Origin of the sequence: Burkholderia paludis, assembly GCF_000732615.1 — a bacterium.
GTDB lineage: Bacteria > Pseudomonadota > Gammaproteobacteria > Burkholderiales > Burkholderiaceae > Burkholderia > Burkholderia paludis.
The window spans coordinates 1-19,544 of sequence record NZ_JPGL01000059.1 but is presented as its reverse complement, the minus strand read 5'-3'; the positions used below and the strand labels follow the sequence as shown (position 1 = coordinate 19,544).

Genomic DNA, 19,544 nt, shown 5'->3' with positions numbered 1-19,544 from the left:
CCGCCCCGATCGGCGATCCGGGCGGGTTTTTTCATGTCCGCGCGCAATGCGCGGCAAACGGCGGCCGGCTACTTACGGCATGACGACGTGCCACATGTCCTTGAAGTTGTCGCCGTTGCGGTCGCCCTGTTTCATGTCCTTCGAGAAGAAGTACAGCGGCATGCCCTTGTACGCCCACTGCGGGCTGCCGTCGTCGCGCTTGACGATCGTGTAGGGCCCGACCGGAACGTCGGTCGCGCTGGCCTTGTAGGGCGGCCAGAAGGTTTCGCACGGGCCGGTGCACGCGCTGGTGCCGGCGTTGGCCTTGTCCTTGTCGAACGTATAGACGGTCATCCCGTTCGCGGCGACGAGCGAACCGTTTTCGACTTTCGTGATCGAGTCCTGGGCCGACGCCGACGCGGATGCGACGACGAGCAGGGCAGAGCTGACGAGCAGCGCGGCTTTCATGAGTGCCTCCTGATGATCCGGTGGGCGGCCGCGACCGGGCACGGGCGAGCGTGCGCGGGGATCGCGGTGAAGGGGGCCGGAACGCGATGCCGCTGCCGCCGGTGCGAGCGACGCAGGGTCGAATGACGGCAGACGGAGCGCTTCATTCACGATAGGCGGTTTTTGGCCGTGCTGCGAGAAGATCGGGGGCGCATCGGCCGGGCGCCGCCGTCGTGCAATCGCGCGGCGGGCGCTGCCGCGATGCGGGAACCGGTATCCGTCCCCGGGCGCAGCGCGCGTGCCGATGCGTCAGCGCCGCGCGCGGTTGGTCAGCGCGACGCCCGCGATCACGAGTGCGCCGCCGGCCAGCATCGACGGCGACAGCGGCTCGCCGAGCAACACGACCGACAGCAGCACGCCGAACACCGGTACCAGGTTGGTGAATACGGCCGCGCGGGCCGGCCCGAGTTCGCGGATCCCCTGCGAATACCAGACGAACGCCACGACGGTGCCGATCGCGCCGAGGTAGATCATCGACGCGACGGCCTGCCACGTCAGCGGCGCTGCGCTGCTCGCGTGCGTGTCGAACAGGTTCGCGACGAGCAGCAGCGCGAGGCCCCACAGCGTCGCGTAGGTCGTGGCCGTCAGCGGCGACAGCCCGTCGAGCGCGCGCCGGCCGATCACCGTATAGGCGGCCCAGCTCAGGACCGCGCACAGCATGTAGCGCTCGCCGGCGCCGAACGTGTTGCCGAGATCGGTGAGCACCCGCAGCAGCTCGCCGCGGCTGATCACGACCAGCGCGCCGAACAGGGCGACGCCGATGCCGCCCCAACGCGCCGCCGACAGCCGTTCGCCGCGCACGAGGAGCGACAGCAGCACGGCGGTGGCGACCGGATTCAGCGCGACGAACAGCGCGGTGCGGCCGGCCGGCATCCGCGCCAGCGCCGCGAAAAAGCACACGTTGTACAGGAAGATGCCGGTCGCGCCGAGGCCGAACGTCGCGACGATCTGGCGCCCGTTCAGCTTCGGCAGGCCGCCTTCGATCTTCCACGTCAGCGTGACCAGCAGCAGCGCGGCGATCGCGAAGCGGCCGGTGGCCGCGGAGGTCGCGGCCATCGTCGCGGCGAGGATCCGGCCCGCGATGAAGGTGCCGCCCCAGAACAGCGCGACGAGCGTGAGTTTCACGTAGATGGCCGCGTGCGGGCGGGCGGCGACGATGCCGGCGGAGGAAGCGGGAGCGTTCATGTAACGGGGTGTCTCGTAAGGCGCCTGCGGCAACGCGTGCGCGACCGCGCACGGCTGACGGTACGGGACCCGCGCAATGGCCGGCCCGCAGGCTGATTCAGGGGAGAGGAAGCGGGCGCGGCGCCGTCAGCGAAACGCGGGCGCCGCCGCGAGCGCGGTGAGCACGACCGGCATCGCGAGCGCCGCGGCTATCGTCTGGAACGCGGTGATGCCGGCCATCAGCGGCGCGTCGCCGCCGAGCTGGCGCGCCATGATGTACGACGCCGACGACGTCGGCAGCGCCTGGAACAACAGCGCGACCGTCAGCGCCGCGTCGCCGAGCCCGAGCAGGCGGCCGGCCGCGAGCGTGATGAGCGGCATGGCCATGAACTTGAACGCCGACGCGACGCAGACCGGCTGCAGCCACGCACGCGCCGCATCGAATTGCAGCGCCGCGCCCACGCACAGCAGGCCGAGCGGCATCGACGCGAGCCCGAGCGCGCGCACGGCCGGCGCGACGGCCGCCGGGAAGGCGACGCCGCCGACCTGCATCGCGATTCCGAGCGAGCACGCGACGACGAGCGGATTCGACAGGATCTGGCGTGCGAGCGCGCCCGCGCCGAGCCGCGTGTCGCCGTAGCGTGCGAACACCAGCACGCACATCAGGTTGACGGTCGGAACGATCGCCGCGACGCACACGGCCGCGAGCGCGACGCCTTGCGCCCCGAACAGCCCGGCCGCCAGCGCGGTGCCGACATAGTTGTTGAAGCGCACGGCGCCCTGGAACACCGACGTGAAGCCGGCGCCGTCGACCCGCACGAACGGGCGGACCAGCAGGAGAAGCGCCGCGGCGAGCGCGGTCGAACCGACCAGCGCCGCCGCGAGCGGTAAAACGGGCAGCGCCTGCAGCCGTGCATTCGCGAGGCCGTCCGCGAACAGCGCGGGCAGCAGCACGTAGTAGCACAGCCGCTCGGCCTGCGGCCAGAACGCGCCGGCGATGAAGCCCGTGCGCCGCAGGCCGTGGCCGAATGCAACCAGCAGCGCGACCGGCGCCAGCGCGAGCAGGACCGGGCCGATCATCGGCGCGCCTTCAGGCGGGCTGCGCGAGAGGCACGGCGGGGCCGGCAGGCAATGCAGCGGAACGAGGCGGGAATCCATCCGGCGGGCAACATGGCGGCACGCAATCGAAAGAGTGACGATGGCACCAAGTTAACACGCGCAAGCAGCAGGAATAATTGTTAATTATCGGGTGTTCAATGAGAAATTCTTATCGATGACGCGGTGATTTCGGCGGCCAGCGCGCGTGCGAAACGTTCGGCCGGACGCGACTGGTGTTCGAGCAGCACCACCGCGCGCCCCATCTGCGGCTGGCCGAACGGCAAGCGCGTGACGGGCGGCAGGCGCGCGAGCGTCGCGTCGGGGAGCGCGACGATCGCCGCGCCGAGCCCTCGCGCCACCATGCGCGCGATCGTCTCCGCGCTGTCCAGCACCATTTCCTCGCGCACGCGCACGCCGATGCGGCGCAGTTCGGCGGCGATCATGCGGCCGGCCCACGCCTGCGCATCGAAGCGGATGAACGGCAGCGCGTCGAGCAGTGCGACCGCGTCGCGTTCCGCGTGGTCGGGCGGAGCAAGCAGCCAGAAGCGATCCTCGTACAGCGTGGTCCACGTCAGTTCCGCCGGATGCGGGCGCACCGGGCGTGTCGTGATCGCCGCATCGAGTTCGCCGGCCGCGACGCGGTTCGCCAGTTCGGCCGACATGCCGGCCGACACGTGCACGCGCAGCCCCGGATGCGCGGTGCGCAGCGCGAGCAGCGCGTCGGGGAGCGGGCCGGACAGCGCGGTCTGGATCGCGCCGATCCGCAGGCGGCCGACGAGCCGCTTCTCGTCGCTGAGCGCATCGGGAATCCGGTCGACCATCGCGAGCACCTGCTCGGCCTGCGCGAGCAGGATGTTGCCGGCCTCGGTGAGCACCGGCTGCCGGCGCGAGCGGTCGAACAACTGCACGTTGTATTCGCTTTCCAGCGTCTTGATCTGCAGGCTCACCGCCGATTGGGTGAGGCCGACGGCTTCGCCGGCGCGCGCGAAGGTCCGGTATCGGGCGATCGCGACCAGCGTTCTGAATGCGCGTAGTGACATGAGCGGACGGAAGTAGGCAACGGCGGCCGTACGCGAAGCGTCTCCCGGCCGGCACGGGGGCCGGTGCGATTCGGGAAACGGTCCGCACGGCCGCCGTCGGGGTTCGCGACATCATGCCCGCGCGCCTCGAATCGGGCAACCGGCCGGCGGGCAAGCGCCGCCGGCCGCGCGACCATTCGCCGGGCGATGCCGGGAGCGATCCGGTCGCGAAGCCGGCGCCGGTCGGTCGCTTCGAACATGTTTCCGCATCGGGACGACGCCCGATCGGCTGTCGCGCTCGGCATTCAGCGAGGGGGTATCCGGGGCCCGGTTGCGCCGTGACACGGGACTTCGCCACCATGACGCAGCCATCGCCGCATCGGCGGCATACGCGAAGCGGCGGGGCGCTCAGAGGCGTGCGTGGTTCGTCACACCCACAGTCGATACATCCAGAACGATTCGTCCTCGATGAAACGTTGCGTGAATTCGCTCGGCGAGAATCCGGTGATGCGCTTGACCTCGCGGCTCAGGTGCGCCTGATCGGCAAACCCTTCGTCCAGCGCGAGCGAGGCCCAGTTGACCGCGTTGCCGGCTTCGAACCGGTCGCGCGCCGCAAAGAACGCGCTTTCCGTTCTGACCAGCGTTTGCCATTCGCGCAGCGATCGGCCGCTGTAGGTCTTGATCCGCCGCTCGACCTGCCGCGGGCTGTACGTGTGCCGCCATTCGCGGGCCTGCAGCGCGAGGCGTTCGACCCAACCGCGCCCCGCGTTGCGGAGCGACGACAGCGGCGTCGGCGGCCGCAGCGCCCGCCAGCGCGGCGCGAGATGACGCTCGATCGCCGCCAGCGCGTCGGTGTCGCGATCCGCGGCGAGCAGCGCATCGAGCAGCGGCCGCCAGTCGTCGCCGAGGCAGGCGTACGCGTCCTGGACGCGGTCGTGGAGGTCGGCCAGCGCGATGCCGAACAGCACGCGCGCCGCATCGGCGGTGAAACAGATGATGCCGATCTGCCCGCTGGTCGGCGTCCAGGCGACGGAGGGCGCCGAGTGACTGCCCGCCAGCGTTGCCGCCGCGCCGAAGGGGCGCCATCGCGGGCCGTCGGCGGTGTCTTCGATCAAGCCGGCGTCGAGACCCCGAAACCACGACAGGGACACGAGCGGCGTAGCCGGAAAATGCGAGAGTCGCTGGGCGTCGCTCAGCACGAAACCGCGCGTGTCGGACAACGCGATCGCGACGACCGCGCCCTGCAGCGCGGCCGGCGCGGCGTGCAGCCGCGTACGCGGCGACCGGCCGCCGACGACCGCGCGCGGCGCGCGCGCAAGCGGATGGGGGCACGACGACGGAATGGGAGGCGGGCCGGAGCACATGACGCCGGAGTATAGGGACGGTCCGCAGGCCTGTCGATGTCGTTTGCGTTCAAGACGGCCCGCGGGCCGGCACGGACAATCCTGCCCATGAACACGCGATCCACTTCCCAATGTCCATTCCATGCGGACGCCGCGGCTTCGGCGCCCGTGCTTCACCCGCCCGGCGTGTGGCCGCCGGGGCCGCCTGCCGGCCTGACGGGTTGGGGGCTGTTGCGCGCGATGTCGCGCGACCTGCTCGGTACGCTCGCCGGCTGGCAGCGCACGTACGGCGACGTCGTGCACTTGCGCATGTGGCCCGAGCACGCGGCGGTCGTGACCGATCCCGCGCTGGCCCGCGAGCTGCTGGTCACGCATCACGATGCACTCGGACGCTGGGAGCGCGGCGTCCGGGTGTTCGAGCAGGTGCACGGCCATAGCGTGCTGGTTGCCGAGGGCGACGCGTGGCGCGACAAGCGGCATGCGCTGCAGCCGAGCTTCATGCCGAAACCGGTGCAGGCGTTCGTGCCGTCGATCGCGGGGGCGGCCGGTCGCGGGCTCGGGCAGTGGCCCGCGCGCGATCGGGACTGGCCGGTCGAAAGCGCGCTGACGTCGCTGGCGATGGACGTGATCATGCGCACGATATTCTCCGATGCGATCGGCGACGATGCGCGCGCGGCGGAGGATGCCGTGCGCGTGGTGAGCGCCGCCGCCAACGCCGCGTTCTACCAGCCCGCAAGCATGCCCGACTGGATGCCGTGGAAGCGCGGCAAGGTGCGCGCGATGGCGATGCTGAACGGGCTGATCGACCGGCAGTTGCATGCGCGTCTCGATCAACCCGAGCGCGGCTGGCCCGACGACCTGCTGTCGCGCCTGCTGCGGCTGCATCGCGCCGATTCGCGCGCGTGGCCGCTGCAGGCCGTGCACGACGAATGCATGACGGCGTTCCTGGCCGGGCACGAAACGGCCGCGGCCACGCTCACCTGGTGGGCGTGGTGCATGGCCGCGAATCCGGCCGCACAGGCCGCCGCGCGCGACGAGGTCGTGCGCGTGCTGGGCGGGCACGCACCGACCACCGACACGCGTCCGGCGCTGCGCTACCTGACGCAGACGATCGAGGAAACCATGCGGCTGTACCCGGCCGCGCCGATCCTGATCAGCCGGCGCGCCACGCGGCCGATCGCGCTGGGCGCGTGGCAGTTTCCCGCGCGGACGCTGTTCATGCTGCCGGTGCAGCTCATGCATCTCGACGAGCGATGGTTTCCGCAGCCGCATGCGTTCCGGCCCGAGCGCTTCGCCGACGATGCGCCGGCGTTGCCGCGCGGCGCATACATGCCGTTCGGCACGGGGCCGCGCGTCTGCCTCGGGCAGCATCTGGCGATGACGGAGATGACGGTCGTGGCCGCCATGGTGCTGCAGCGCTACGTGCTGTCGGTGCCGGCCGGGGCGGTGGCGCCGAAGCCCGTCCTGAACGTCACGCTGCGGCCGGATCGGCCGTTGCACCTCGAGATCGAGCCGGCCGGCGCGTCGAGACCCTGAGCGCGGCGGCGGTCGTGCTGCCGGCCGGTCGGGCGGTCGGCCTTGCCGGCGCGCGACGCGGGCCCGCCGGCAGCGGGGAGGGCGGCATGGCGGGCAAGCGGCTGCCGGCTACCGCACGGACCGCGACGGTTCGGCGTCCGCCGCTTTCCCGTCTTTCGGCCGAAGCAGCAACAGCAGGCCGCACACCGCGGCCGCGCCCGCGAACACGAAAAAACACCGTTCGTTCCATTGATGCAGGCTGTCGGGCGCCACGCCGCCCGCATTGCCGGCCGCGGCGCCGGCTTCCAGCAGGAACGTGAAGACCGCCGGCACCGGCGCCGATCCCAGGTAGGCCAGGAACGCGAACTGCAGCCGGCCGCGGGTCAGCATCGTCCAGACGTTCTTGCCCATCAGGCAGGCGACCAGCACCACGGGCGGCACGAGCACGATCGACGCGGCGCTGAGCGCGCACAGCAGCAACCAGCCAAGTCCGACGAGCGGAATGAGCGACATGGATCGGGATTCCTGTTTCCGGGCAGCGTTGTAGTCGACCGCGCATCCGCGCCTGCGTCAACGGACGAGTGCGGGGCGCGGCGCTACCCGGATAGTGCCCGATTCCGCGCCCGTTGCCATCCGCGCCGGGGCCTGGGCGGGGCGCGCTCATCCGGCCGGATTTTCCCCCAGCGCCTGGATGAACCGCGAAAACAGCTCGGGCTGCGACGCAATCCCGAGCTTGGCATACAGATGCCGCCGGTGCACTTTCACCGTTTCCGGTGAAATCGCGAGCCGCTCGGCGATCGCCTTCGACGAGTTGCCGCGCAGCACCATTCTCGCGATCGACATCTCGCGATCGGTCAGCACACCCGCGCCGAAGCGGGCGAGCGCCTGCTCGACGCGCGCGCCGAGATCCGCATCGGGCGTCGCGCGCGCGGCGTCGCCCACCAGCCGCCAGTGCTGCCGGATCGCCGCGAGCACCCACGGCATCGCGGCCGTCAGCTTGCCGAGCGGCTCGACCTCGAAGCGCGTGCCCGCGCCGAGCGACAGCGACAACAGCGTGTCGGCGTTCGGCCGCACGAGGATCTGGATCTCGTCGTCGCCCACCGCGTCGCGGAAGTAGCTCAGGAAATATTCGCTCTGCCGGAACAGGTCGGGCGCGACTTCCTCGAGCCGATAGCAGCCGTCGGCGAGCCCGTCGTGCGCGGCCTGCAGGAACGGGTCGAGCAGATATAACCCGTTCAGGTAAAGCGGCACCGGCGAGGCGGCGTCGGTGCCGCCCGTATCGTATTCGTCGAGCACGAGCGGCACGCCGTCGCGCCCGATCGCGGTCGCGAGCGCGTTGTCGAACGGCGCCATTTCATTGAGCAGCAGCACCAGGAACCGCCAGAAGCGCGGCTGGCCGAGATGATCGATTGCGCGGCCGAGCGCCTGGTGCATCGCGATTTCGGAAAAGAGACGATCCATACCACCACCGGAAGGGCGTAACACGAAGGGGGAATAGCGGTCCTGAAATTGGCTTCCTAGACTGCCACGCAATCAATCGGGCCCGAGTATGGGCGTTCAAAAAAAACCCGGATAGGAGCACAGGAGAACGAAATGGCGATGATGTCGGAATCGACGGGCACGCTGCAAGCGGCGCCCGAAACGCAAGACGCGCCGCGCGCGCTGTCGCAGACGCTCAGCGTGCGCGATGCGGTGATGATCACCGTATCGGGCGTGACGCCCGCGAGCTCGATCTTCGTGATCGCGCCGTTCGCGATCCAGCAGGCCGGCAGCGGCGCGGTGCTGTCGTTCCTGCTCGGCGGCGTGCTCGCGCTTGCATTCGCGCTGTGCTACGCGGAGCTCAGCGCCGCGCACCGCAGCGCGGGCGGCGAATACGTGATGGCCAAGCGCGTGTTCGGCACGCTGCCCGGCTACCTGACCTTCGTCACGGTGCTGTCCGTCAGCGTGTTCATCCCGGCCGTACTCGCGAGCGGCGCCGCGCCGTACCTGAACAGCGCGCTCGGCACGCACTTCGGCAACCAGTCGGTCGCGTTGACGATCGTGCTGCTCAGCTACCTGCTCGGCATGCTGAACATCAAGACGAATGCGTGGATCACCGGCGCGTTTCTCGTGGTCGAGATCGGCGTGCTGATGCTGATCGCGGGCCTGGGCTTCGGTACGCCGCATCGCGGCGCCGACGCGCTGATCGCGCCGGTCGTCGCGAGCGGCAACGCGCTGGTGCCCGCAACGCTCGCGGCGATCGTGCCCGCGATCGGCACGGCGATCTTCTGCTACAACGGCTTCGGCTCGGCCGCCTATCTCGCGGAAGACCTGCGCGGTGGCAACCGCAACGTCGCGAAGGCGGTGATCTATTCGCTGCTCGTGATCCTCGTCGTCGAACTGGTTCCGCTCACCGCGATCGTGCTCGGCGCTCCGTCGCTGACGGAGCTGACGAAGAGCGCCGACCCGATCGGCTATGTCGTGCGCTCGCTGAGCAACCCGGCCGTGTCGCGCGTGGTCAGCGGCGGGATCTTCCTGTCGGTGTTCAATGCGATCATCGCGATCGTGATCGCGATGGGCCGCCTGCTGTACAGCAGCGGCCGGCACGCGCTCTGGTCGCGCACCTGCAACCGCGTATTCTCGACGATCCATCCGCGCTTCGAATCGCCGTGGCTGGCGACGCTCGCGCTCGCGGTGCCGTCGGCGGGGCTCGTGTTCGTGTCGAGCCTCGACGAGCTGACCGCGTTCACCGTCGACCTGCTGCTGCTGATCTACCTGGTCGTCGGGCTCGCCGCGCTCGCGAGCCGGCTCGTGCGCCGCGACGTCGAGCATCACTACCGGATGCCGCTGTGGCCCGTGACGCCGCTCGTCGCGGTCGCGGGCGCCGGGTATACGCTCTATACGACGCTGGCGACGGCAACCAAGCCGACCGACCTGATCATCATCGCGGGGCTGCTGGTTGCCGCGCTCGTGATGTATGCGGTCTGGGCGCGCCACAGCGAAGCATTCCGCACGCTCTGAGCGCCGGATCGTCACCATGCAGCACCGAAACACCGAACCATTGAAACACTGGAGGAATTGCATCATGCGCACGAGGGATCTCGGCATCCGCATCGGACTCGGCACGCCGGGCCGCTTCAACGCGATCACGGACGTACCGGGCGTGCGGGTCGGGCATTGCACGCTGAACGTCGCGAACGGCGACGCATCGGTCCGCACCGGCGTTACCGTCATCGAGCCGCGCGCGGGCGCGGCGCACGATTCGCCCTGTTTCGCGGGCGTGCACGTGCTGAACGGCAACGGCGACGCGACGGGGCTCGAATGGATCCGCGAGGCCGGCCTGCTGACGACGCCGATCGCCTATACGAACACGCACAGCGTCGGCGCGGTGCGCGATGCGCTCGTCGCGAACGAGCGCGATGCGGCGGCCGGCCGCGTGTACTGGTGCATGCCGGTCGTGATGGAAACCTACGACGGGCTGCTGAACGACATCTGGGGGCAGCACGTGAGCGCCGCGCACGTGCAGCGCGCGCTGGCCGCCGCGCAGTCGGGGCCGGTCGAGGAAGGCGGCGTGGGCGGCGGCACGGGCATGATCTGCCACGAGTTCAAGGGCGGCATCGGCACCGCGTCGCGCGTGCTCGCGGCCGAGGCGGGCGGCTGGACCGTCGGCGCGCTGGTGCAGGCCAACTACGGCGTGCGCGAGATGCTGCGGGTGGCCGGCTACCCGGTCGGCGAAGTGCTGCGGCACGTACCGTCGCCGTTCCGCGCCGCGCAACCGCAAGGCGAGGCCGGCATGGGCTCGATCGTCGTGACGATCGCGACCGATGCGCCGCTGCTGCCGCATCAGTGCACGCGCCTCGCGCAGCGTGCGAGCGTCGGGCTCGCGCGCGTCGGCGGCGGCACGGAGGATTCGAGCGGCGACATCTTTCTGGCGTTCGCAACGGGCAACGACGGCGTGCCGGCGGCGAACTACGGCACCCGGGGCGCACCGGTCACGGCCGTAAAGATGGTCAACAACGACCATATTTCCGCGCTGTTCGTCGCGGCGGCGGAAGCGGTGGAGGAAGCGATCGTGAATGCGCTCGTCGCGGGCGGCGACGTCGAGTCGCGCGGCGTGCGGGTCGAAGGGCTGGGGCAGGCGCGCTTGCTGGATGCGTTGCGCGAAGTGGGCTGGCGGCCGGGGCGCGGCGCCTGAAACGGCATGCGCCGCTTCAATCGAAGCGGCGTGGATCGGAGCGGCGATGCGGCGATCGGCCGGCGCGCCGCTCGCCCGCGCATGCAATGCGGGCGACGCGGGCCTGACCGTGACGACGCGGCGTCATGCTCAGCTGCCGAAGTAGATGTTGCAGAAGCTGACCGGGCCGACACAGGCGTTCGGGTCGTCCTGCTTCGATTGCGCATGATCGACGCGGCCGGCGGCCTGCACGGCTTCGGCGCGGTTCGCCTGTTGCTGGGCGGCGTCGGTCTGCGCCGGCTGTGCATGGGCGACAGCGGCGGTGAGCGACAGGGCAACGAGGGCGAGGTGCAGCGGCTTCATTTCGGTTTCTCCTGGTGAATGCCAGTCTCGCTGGCAGTGAGGAAACTATAGGCTCGCACTGCTTAAAGATTAATCACCGGGTCTGTAGAGCATATTTCCATCCGGAACAAGGATCCCGTTGCGGGCGCATCGATCGTCAATGACGGTGGCGGTTGAACGGCGCGTCCTTGTCCAGCAGCGCGCTGCGCATGAAGTGCAGGCAGCCGACGATCCGCTGCATGCTGCGGCGCGCGTCCGGCACCGCGTACCACGCCTGCAGCGTGTGCTGCGCCGCGCGGATCGCGAGATTCACCGATTTCAGCGTGCGCGCGTGATGGCCGGGCGTCGGATCGTCGAAAAAGCGCGGCAGCTCGTGCAGCACCTCGTCGATCGAGCCGGTCCAGCGCAGCGTCTGGGGCGGCTTCGATGCACAGAACGCGTCCAGCTCGTCGCGCAAATCGATCACCGCGTGGCCGACCTCGAGCGTCGACAGCATCCAGCGCATCGCGTCGCGATGCTGCCGCGTGCGCCGGACGAGCAGCGTGCGCAGTTGCGCCATCAGGTCGTGCGTGCTCGACTGGAAGCGCTGCGCGAGGCCGTCCCGCGCGCCTTCGCACGCCAGTGTGACCTGGCGGCGCAGGTCGTGCGCGATACGGCCGGTCAGCCAGGGCATGTGGGTGGGGAACACGACCGCGAACACGATCGAGCAGGAGAGCAACGCAACGACGATGGCCAGCCCGTTGTTGATCAGCACCTCGGGCGTGTACGCGATGGTGTTGTCGGGGCCGGCGAGCAGGCAGAAGAACACCGCGAAGCCGATCCCGTAGCCGGACAGGCCCGGCCGCATCGCGAGGAACGCGCCGATGCCGAGCACCGGCGCGAGCGCCGCGCACAGCAGCGGGAAGCCGTCGATGTTCGGATACACGTAGCACAGGAACAGGTAGCCGACGGCGGTCGCGAACGCCGCGCCGACGCCCATCTGCGCGACGAACTTCGGTGCGCGCGGCGACGTCGAGCTGAGCGCGCAGGCCATCGCGGTGGCGATCACGGCGAGCGGGCCGCTCGACCACTCCGACGCGATCCAGAACGCGCTCATCGCGCCGACGGCGACGATCGTGCGCAGGAAGGCGAAGCCGACGAAGAACGTGTTCGTCTTCAGCGCGTAGTGCGTGACCGAGCGTTCGAACGCGTGATCGTCCTGGTCGAGCGACGCGTAGGTGTCCGCGTAGCCGAGGTATTCGCCGATGAAGCGGTACAGCAGCTCGATCGCGGTATCGAAGTCGAGCAGGCCGCCGGCCGCATGGTCCTCGAGGGGGCGTCGCGACGCGCGCGCGGCCTTCGGCAGCGCGCTGTGAAAGCGGCGCAGTTCGAGCAGCGCGCCGGTGGCCGGCGCGATGCCGCGCTGCCGCTCGTCGCGCAGCGCGGCGAACCGTTGCGCGAGTGCGTCGATGTGCGGCGCCAGCGCCTCGAGCACCGCGTCGGCGCCGGTCGCGCGCAGCCGCTTGACGAGCTGATGCAGCGCATGCAGCCGCGTGCACGCGTTCATGAATTCGCTGTTCAGGCGTGCGAGCCGGCGGCTGCGCGCGCGAATGTGCGGATCCTCGAACGACGCGAACGCGCGGTTGGCCTCGAAACCCACGATGTCGTCGACGAAGTCGGCGAAGCGCCGCTCGAAATCGCCGCGGGCGACGTCGCCCGAGAGTGCGCCGGCCGTGAAGGCCGCGAACGTCGCGTGGCGCGCGCCGAGCGAGCGCATCAGCGCCTTGGCCGAACTGAGCGGCAGGATCAGCGCGCTGACCGCGCCCGAGCACGCGATGCCGAGCGCCACTTCGGCGGCGCGCGTGAGCGCGGACTGGAACAGCGTCTCCGGCGTCATCACGGCCGGCAGGCCGATCAGCGCCGCCGTGTAGCCGGCGAGCACGAAGCCGTACCAGCGGAAGTGGCGGTTGCGCACCGCGAGCGCGATGCAGCCGCCGATCCACAGCGTGATGCCGGCCGTGTACAGCTCGGGCTGCTGCGCGAACAGCCCGCCGAGCGCGAGCGCGGCGACGAGGCCGGCCGCCGTGCCGAGCACGCGGTAGAAACTCTTCGCGAACACCATCCCCGACAGCGGCTGCATCAGCACGAACACGGTCGTCATCGCCGTGCGCGGCTGCGACATCTCGAGGCGCATCGCGATACCCATCGCCAGGAGCGCCGCGAGTACGGTTTTCGCGAGGTGCAGCCAGATCAGGCCGTCGCTGGCGGCCCAGTCGCGCGCCGCGTCGCCGAGCGGATCGAGCCAGGTCCTCCATCGTGCCGGTTCGACGGAAGGGTGCTCGATCACAGGTTGTGGCTTCATGACTGGAGGTGGCCCGTGCGGCGACGGGCAGGGTGCCGCGGCGCGTCCGGACGGGGCCGTTCGACTGGTGAGGCGCCGATTGTAGGAGGGCCGGGCCCGGGCATTAACGTAGTTGCGGGGAAACGATAGTTGCAGCCGGAGTAACAATCTGTCGCATGCAGTAGAGGAAAATAGCGGCTCCGCTACAGGTTGCTCACAGGAATGGATACCCTACAAAACATGCGGGTGTTTTCGCGCGTCGTCGAGACGGGCAGTTTCACCGCCGCCGCGCAATCGCTGAATTCGACGACGGGCGCGATGTCGCGCGCGGTGTCGGAACTCGAGGCACGCCTGCGCACCCGTCTGATGAATCGTTCGACGCGCCGTCTCGCGCTGACGTCGGCCGGCGAAAGCTACCTGCGGCGCTGCCGCCAGATCCTCGCCGACGTCGACCGCGCGGAAGAGGAAGCGAGCTGCGCGCACGAACGGCCGGCCGGCGTGCTGCGCATGCACAGCTTCGCGAGCGTCGGTCATCACTATGTATTGCCCGCGCTGACGCGCTATCACGCGCAATATCCGGACGTGTCGATCGAGCTGTCGCTGTCGCAGCGCATGCCCGACCTGTTCGACGGCACGAGCGACATGGCCGTCGTGACCGCCTCGTCGCTGCCCGATTCGGAACTCGTGTCGCACCTGCTCGGCTCGACCTTCAGCATCCTGTGCGCGTCGCCCGATTACGTGAAGCGGCACGGCGTGCCGGCCCGTCCGCAGGATCTGGCGGCGCACGCCTGCCTGACGCTGTGCACGCCGGCCTTCCCGACGCACGAATGGGTGCTCGAAGGGCCCGAGGGCGTCGAGCAGATCCACGTCGCGGGGCCGGTGCAGACCAACACGGCCGAATCCCTCGCCCTTGCGATCCGCGACGGCATCGGGATCGGCATGCTGCCGTTGTACTCGGCGATCGACGCGCTGCGCGACGGCACGCTCGTGCGCGTGCTCCCCACCCACATCCTGCAGAAGATGAACGTATATGCGCTGTATCCGTCGCGCCGCTTCGTCGATGCGAAGGTGCGGACCTGGGTCGAGATGCTGCGCGCGCAGGTGCCGGGGATGATCGCCCGCGACGTCGAGATGCTGAACACGATCGACCGCGAGCCGCAGGCCGCCTGAGCGCCGGACGCGCGCCGGCGCATTGCCGGGCCGCCGGCCGTTTCGTGCCGGCCGCGCCGCTCGCGCAGGCACGACGCGCGCCGCGCCCGCGGCCCATCGATGTCGCGGGCGGCGCGCATCGTCATGCCGTTTACAGCGCGGGCCGAACCGGTGCGCCCGATTCCGTCGCAGGCGCGCCGGCCGGGCCGTATGCGGCGTGCGCGGCCTTCTGTTCGGCGAGACGCTTTTCGCGGAGTCGCTCCTGCGCCGCCATGATGTCGTCCGGGTAGTTGTTGGATTCACCGCGCGCCGGGTTGAAGCCGACCGATTCGAGATCGGCCAGTTCCTGCAGCACTTGCGCGCGCGTGACGGGCGACTGTGCCTGTTGGGCGAACGACAGGGCCGGTGCGACAAGCAGGACGGCAGCGGCGGCGGTAACGACGAGCGATTTCACGAGGTTCTCCTGGGTACGGGGTAGGCGGCCGGGGTTCGCACGTACTGCGTGTGCCCCGGACCTTCGAAGGCAGTCTACGCAGCGCACGCATGCGTAAAAACCCCGATTCCAGGCAGGCTGCCTTCCAGATGGCACAACATTGGGGCACGTCGCGCGCGGCGCACGAACCCGGCGCGGATTCGCTGCCGGCGGGCGACGTTGCCTCGCGCCGGTCAGAAGCGCGTGCGCATGCCGATCGTGCCGACGATCTGGTTCGCCGTGCTCGATGCGCCGCCCGAGCCGTTGATGAACGCCTGGTAGCCGCGGCCCGACGCGTGCTGGTACATCGCCTCGGCGTATACGTCCGTGCGGCGCGACAGCTTGTAGACGGCCTGCAGGTCGACCTGGTGCCACTTCGGGTCGGTGCCGTGCTTGCTGTCGGGATTCGATACGCTGGCGTCCGTGTACACGTAGGCCGCGCCGAGACTGACGGCCGGCGTGACCGCATAGCGCACGTTCACGTCGTAGTTGTTGAACGCGACCTGGCCGGTCGAGCCGAACGCGCCCGAGTTGTCGTATTGCGAGCGCGTATAGACGAAGCCGACGGTCGCCGGGCCGAACACGTAGCTGGCGCCGCCGCCGTACGAACGCATGCGGTCCGCGCCGACCGACCAGCCGCCCTGGTTCAGGCTTTTCGCTTCGGCGACGTCGGTCGCGCCGGCGCTGGCGCTCGTCGAGCCCTTCGTGCCGTTCATCTGCAGGTAGGCGCCGGCCAGCTTCAGCGGGCCGTTCGCGTAGCTCGCCGCAACGCTGTACGCACGGTTCGCGCCGAAGCTGGTCGCGTTCGAGAACGCGTACATCGTGCCGATCCTGAAGCCCGCATAGTTCTCGCTCGTGTACTTGACCGCGTTGTTGATGCGCAGCGAGTGGTTCAGGTTGTCGTTGTCGAACGGATGCGCGAAGCTCGCGTCGCCGAAGTCGCCGGCCGTGGCCGACAGCGGCGCGACGAAATCGACCATCGTGTCGTACTGGCGGCCGAGCGTCAGCGTGCCGTAGCCGTTCTGGCTCAGGCCGACGTACGCATGGCGGCCGAACAGCTTGCCGTCCTGCCCGAGCCCGCCGTTGTTCACGTTGAAGCCGTTCTCGAGCACGAACAGCGCCTTCAGGCCGCCGCCGAGATCCTCGGTGCCGCGAAACCCGACGCGGCTGCCGTTGACGGTGCCGCTGTTCAGGCGCCACAGCGACGCGCCGCCGACGTTGTTGGTGTAGACGATGCCGGCGTCGATCAGGCCGTACAGCGTGACCGAGCTTTGCGCGTGGGCGAGCGGGGCGAACAGCACGGCGGTGCATGCGCCGGCGACGAGGGTTTTTTTCATGTAGAGGCTCCTGCGTGTGGATGCGGGTACGAAAGTTCGGCGCAAGTATAGGAATGCGCCGCACGCACAAGGCCGCCGGGCGCCGCGAGCGCACCTTTCCGGAACCGGCAAGAGTCCTTCACAAAACCGACACGACACGCCGCGCGCGTGTCACGCTGGCGGTTTCCGCGCGATCGCGCGCGGGCGGCCTCCGTGCGGCGCGGGCCGGACGTCGCGCCGTTGCAACAGGTGCGGGATGCGGCGCGGCGCCCGGTCGACGCGGGGCGCGCGTGGAGAACGGGCCGCTCGCACCCGGGATCCGGGGCGCGGGCATGTGAATGGCGGCGGCGATGCAATGCGATGCGCGTGCGCGCAGCGCCGCTTTTCGTCCATACTCGTCAACCGGATCGCACGGCCGCCGACACGAATCGCGCGGCCGTCTTCATGCATGCCACGAGGGGTCTCCACATGAATCTGTTCAACGTACGCCTGCGCGGCCGCGACGGCCTGTTCACGATCGGCATCGACGGCGGCGCGATTGCGCGGGTCGATGCGCAGTCGGCGCCGGCCGCGCCCACCGGGCACGACGATATCGACGCGGGCGGCCGCCTTGCGATTCCCCCGCTCGTCGAACCGCATATCCACCTCGATGCCGTGCTGACGGCCGGCGAGCCGGCTTGGAACATGAGCGGCACGCTGTTCGAGGGCATCGAGCGCTGGGCCGAACGCAAGGCGACGATCACCCGCGAGGACACCAAGGCACGCGCGCATGCGGCGATCGGCATGCTGCGCGACCACGGGATCCAGCACGTGCGTACGCACGTGGACGTCACCGATCCGACGCTGGCCGCGCTGAAGGCGATGCTGGAGGTGAAGGACGAGGCGCGCGGGCTGATCGACCTGCAGATCGTCGCGTTTCCGCAGGAGGGCATCGAGTCGTTCGACGGCGGCCGCGCGCTGATGGAGCAGGCGATCGACCTGGGCGCGGACGTCGTGGGCGGGATTCCGCATTTCGAGAACACGCGCGAGCAGGGCGTCAGCTCGATCCGCTTCCTGATGGATCTCGCGGAACGCACCGGCTGCCTCGTCGACGTGCATTGCGACGAGACCGACGATCCGCATTCGCGCTTTCTGGAAGTGCTGGCGGAGGAGGCGCGCGTGCGCGGCATGGGCGCGCGCGTGACGGCGAGCCACACGACCGCGATGGGCTCGTACGACAACGCATACTGCTCGAAGCTGTTCCGGCTGCTGAAGCGCGCGGGCCTGAACTTCGTCTCGTGTCCGACCGAGAGCATTCACCTGCAGGGGCGCTTCGACGCGTTTCCGAAGCGGCGCGGCGTCACGCGCGTCGCGGAACTCGACCGCGCGGGCATCAACGTGTGCTTCGGGCAGGATTCGATCAAGGATCCGTGGTATCCGCTGGGCAACGGCAACATCCTGCGCGTGCTCGATGCGGGCCTGCATATCTGCCACATGATGGGCTACCAGGACCTGCAGCGCTGCCTCGACTTCGTGACCGACCACAGCGCGACAACGATGCATCTCGGCGATCGCTACGGCATTGCCGTCGGGCGTCCGGCGAATCTCGTCGTGCTCGACGCGGAAAGCGACTACGAGGCGGTACGCCGGCAGGCGAAGGCCACGCTGTCGGTGCGGAACGGGCGGGTCATCATGCGGCGCGAACCGGAGCGCCTCGCTTATCCGGAATGACGGGCCCGGAGGCCGGCCGTCACGGCAGGCCGGTGTGATGTATTCACAAAATGCATGAGTCGATTCGAAAAATACGTTTGTCTCATGAGAGCGGCGAGCCTACGATGCGATCCTGACGGCGGCGTGCGTGCTGCGCGTCGCCCCATCGATCTCCGTCCGCCGAGCCCATGCGTCCCGATCTTCCGTCCGCCCCCGCAGCCTCTTCGCCCGCCGCCAGCCCGTTTTCGCGCATGGCCGCCGTCACGATCCTGACCGGCCTCGGCGCGGGCCTCGGCGGCATGCTGCTCGCGCTGCTGCTGCATGCGATCCAGCACGTCGCGTACGGCTACAGCGTCGCGCACGTGATCGGCAACGAGAGTTTCCTGTCCGGTGTGACCGACGCCGATCCGCTGCGCCGGCTCGCGGTGCTGATCGTCTGCGGGATCGTCGCGGGCGGCGGCTGGTGGGCGCTCTACCGCTACGGCCGGCCGCTCGTCAGCATTCGTCGCGCGGTACGCGCGGCCGATCCGCGGATGCCGGTCGTGAGCACGACGGTTCACGCGCTGCTGCAGATCGTCACCGTCGCGCTCGGCTCGCCGCTCGGCCGCGAGGTCGCGCCGCGCGAGATCGGTTCGCTGCTCGCCGGCCGGCTCGCGCATGCCGCGGGGCTCACGCCGGACGATTGCCGGTTGATGGTCGCGTGCGGCGCCGGCGCGGGGCTCGCGGCCGTCTACAACGTGCCGCTCGGCGGCGCGATCTTCGTGCTCGAAGTGCTGCTCGGCACGTTCGAACGGCGCGCGCTGGTCGTCGCGGTCGTGACGTCGGCGATCGCGGCGGCCGTCGCGTGGATCGGCCTCGGCAACGAACACCAGTACACGGTGCCGCCGTTCGTGCTGAGTGCGCCGCTCGTCGCGTGGTCGATCGTCTGCGGGCCGCTGTTCGGTTTCGCCGCGTACGGGTTCGTGCGGCTCACGACCCGGGCGCGGGCCGATGCACCGAAGGACGGGCGGCTGCCGGTGCTCGCGCTGGTCAACTTCGCGGTGATCGGCCTGCTCGCGATGCGGTTCCCGCAACTGCTCGGCAACGGCAAGGGCCCGGCGTCGCTCGGTTTCGACGGCACGCTGACGATCGGTCTTGCCGCCGCGCTGCTCGTGCTGAAGGTGCTGATCGAGGCCGGCAGCCTGCGGGCCGGCGCGGAGGGCGGCCTGCTGACCCCGGGCCTCGCGAACGGCGCGCTGCTCGGCATCGTGCTCGGCGGGCTGTGGAGCCTCGTGTGGCCGGGCGCGTCGATCGGCGGGTGCGCGCTCGTCGGCGCGACCGCGTTCCTTGCCGCGTCGATGCAGATGCCGATCACGGCGGTCGTGCTGCTGCTCGAATTCACGCGCGCGAATCACGACAGCCTCGTGCCCATGCTGCTCGCGGTGGCCGGGTCGCTCGTCGCGTACCGGGTTGCGCAGCGGTGGGGCGAGGGGCGGGAG

The 19,544-nt window shown here is 70.0% G+C and carries 17 protein-coding genes; 6 read left to right on the top strand and 11 right to left on the bottom strand.

Translation table 11 applies throughout. The features are described 5' to 3' along the window. Positions 1-72: 72 nt before the first annotated feature. The 5 genes from GQ56_RS0129530 to GQ56_RS0129510 all read right to left on the bottom strand — a co-directional run bounded on the left by GQ56_RS0129530 (position 73) and on the right by GQ56_RS0129510 (position 5,131). Positions 73-447 (bottom strand): COG4315 family predicted lipoprotein, encoded by a 375-nt coding sequence (locus GQ56_RS0129530; protein ID WP_031402091.1) that lies wholly within the window; start codon positions 445-447, stop codon positions 73-75. A gap of 288 nt (positions 448-735) precedes the next feature. Then, positions 736-1,671, bottom strand: coding sequence for a DMT family transporter (locus tag GQ56_RS0129525; protein ID WP_031402090.1), 936 nt, complete (start codon positions 1,669-1,671; stop codon positions 736-738). Between the two features lie 126 nt (positions 1,672-1,797). Beyond that, positions 1,798-2,730 carry an AEC family transporter gene (locus tag GQ56_RS0129520; protein WP_043301692.1) on the bottom strand — a complete coding sequence of 311 codons (933 nt, stop codon included), beginning with the start codon at positions 2,728-2,730 and terminating at the stop codon, positions 1,798-1,800. A gap of 173 nt (positions 2,731-2,903) precedes the next feature. Beyond that, positions 2,904-3,788: a LysR substrate-binding domain-containing protein gene (locus GQ56_RS0129515; protein ID WP_031402088.1), complete on the bottom strand. Its 885-nt coding sequence runs from the start codon at positions 3,786-3,788 to the stop codon at positions 2,904-2,906. Between the two features lie 407 nt (positions 3,789-4,195). Further along, complete coding sequence (locus GQ56_RS0129510) at positions 4,196-5,131, bottom strand: helix-turn-helix domain-containing protein (protein WP_031402087.1); 936 nt, start codon at positions 5,129-5,131, stop codon at positions 4,196-4,198. A gap of 87 nt (positions 5,132-5,218) precedes the next feature. Here GQ56_RS0129510 and GQ56_RS0129505 point away from each other — a divergent pair, with 87 nt between their 5' ends. Then, the gene (locus GQ56_RS0129505) at positions 5,219-6,646 is read left to right on the top strand and encodes a cytochrome P450 (protein ID WP_034200380.1); all 1,428 of its coding nucleotides are present in this window, start codon (positions 5,219-5,221) and stop codon (positions 6,644-6,646) included. A 108-nt stretch (positions 6,647-6,754) separates the two neighbouring features. On the opposite strand, the gene GQ56_RS0129500 is transcribed toward GQ56_RS0129505, so the two are convergent. Both GQ56_RS0129500 and GQ56_RS0129495 read right to left on the bottom strand, forming a co-directional pair. Continuing rightward, on the bottom strand, positions 6,755-7,138 hold the full coding sequence (locus GQ56_RS0129500) for a hypothetical protein (protein WP_031402085.1): 384 nt from the start codon (positions 7,136-7,138) through the stop codon (positions 6,755-6,757). A gap of 147 nt (positions 7,139-7,285) precedes the next feature. Further along, entirely contained in the window at positions 7,286-8,086 is an 801-nt protein-coding gene (locus GQ56_RS0129495; protein WP_031402084.1) for a helix-turn-helix transcriptional regulator, read from the bottom strand. Positions 8,087-8,218: 132 nt separating this feature from the next. Between GQ56_RS0129495 and GQ56_RS0129490 the strand changes: the two genes are divergently transcribed. Both GQ56_RS0129490 and GQ56_RS0129485 read left to right on the top strand, forming a co-directional pair. Next, positions 8,219-9,625: an APC family permease gene (locus GQ56_RS0129490; RefSeq protein ID WP_031402083.1), complete on the top strand. Its 1,407-nt coding sequence runs from the start codon at positions 8,219-8,221 to the stop codon at positions 9,623-9,625. Positions 9,626-9,689: 64 nt separating this feature from the next. Beyond that, positions 9,690-10,799, top strand: coding sequence for a P1 family peptidase (locus tag GQ56_RS0129485; RefSeq protein ID WP_031402082.1), 1,110 nt, complete (start codon positions 9,690-9,692; stop codon positions 10,797-10,799). A 129-nt stretch (positions 10,800-10,928) separates the two neighbouring features. Here the strand turns inward: GQ56_RS0129485 and GQ56_RS0129475 are convergent, their stop codons facing one another. Next, the gene (locus GQ56_RS0129475) at positions 10,929-11,141 is read right to left on the bottom strand and encodes a hypothetical protein (RefSeq protein WP_031402081.1); all 213 of its coding nucleotides are present in this window, start codon (positions 11,139-11,141) and stop codon (positions 10,929-10,931) included. 136 nt (positions 11,142-11,277) lie between these two features. Beyond that, complete coding sequence (locus GQ56_RS0129470; RefSeq protein ID WP_031402080.1) at positions 11,278-13,461, bottom strand: FUSC family protein; 2,184 nt, start codon at positions 13,459-13,461, stop codon at positions 11,278-11,280. 201 nt (positions 13,462-13,662) lie between these two features. On the opposite strand from GQ56_RS0129470, the gene GQ56_RS0129465 reads away from it, so the two are divergent. Continuing rightward, on the top strand, positions 13,663-14,610 hold the full coding sequence (locus GQ56_RS0129465; RefSeq protein ID WP_031402079.1) for a LysR family transcriptional regulator: 948 nt from the start codon (positions 13,663-13,665) through the stop codon (positions 14,608-14,610). Positions 14,611-14,740: 130 nt separating this feature from the next. On the opposite strand, the gene GQ56_RS0129460 is transcribed toward GQ56_RS0129465, so the two are convergent. Both GQ56_RS0129460 and GQ56_RS0129455 read right to left on the bottom strand, forming a co-directional pair. Then, positions 14,741-15,043 carry a DUF4148 domain-containing protein gene (locus GQ56_RS0129460; protein ID WP_031402078.1) on the bottom strand — a complete coding sequence of 101 codons (303 nt, stop codon included), beginning with the start codon at positions 15,041-15,043 and terminating at the stop codon, positions 14,741-14,743. 212 nt (positions 15,044-15,255) lie between these two features. Continuing rightward, positions 15,256-16,398 (bottom strand): porin, encoded by a 1,143-nt coding sequence (locus GQ56_RS0129455; RefSeq protein ID WP_031402077.1) that lies wholly within the window; start codon positions 16,396-16,398, stop codon positions 15,256-15,258. A gap of 447 nt (positions 16,399-16,845) precedes the next feature. Here GQ56_RS0129455 and codA point away from each other — a divergent pair, with 447 nt between their 5' ends. Further along, positions 16,846-18,087: a cytosine deaminase gene (gene codA / locus GQ56_RS0129450; RefSeq protein WP_031402076.1), complete on the top strand. Its 1,242-nt coding sequence runs from the start codon at positions 16,846-16,848 to the stop codon at positions 18,085-18,087. 167 nt (positions 18,088-18,254) lie between these two features. Beyond that, on the top strand, positions 18,255-19,544 hold a 1,290-nt coding region (locus GQ56_RS0129445; RefSeq protein ID WP_043301691.1), incomplete at its 3' end, for a chloride channel protein.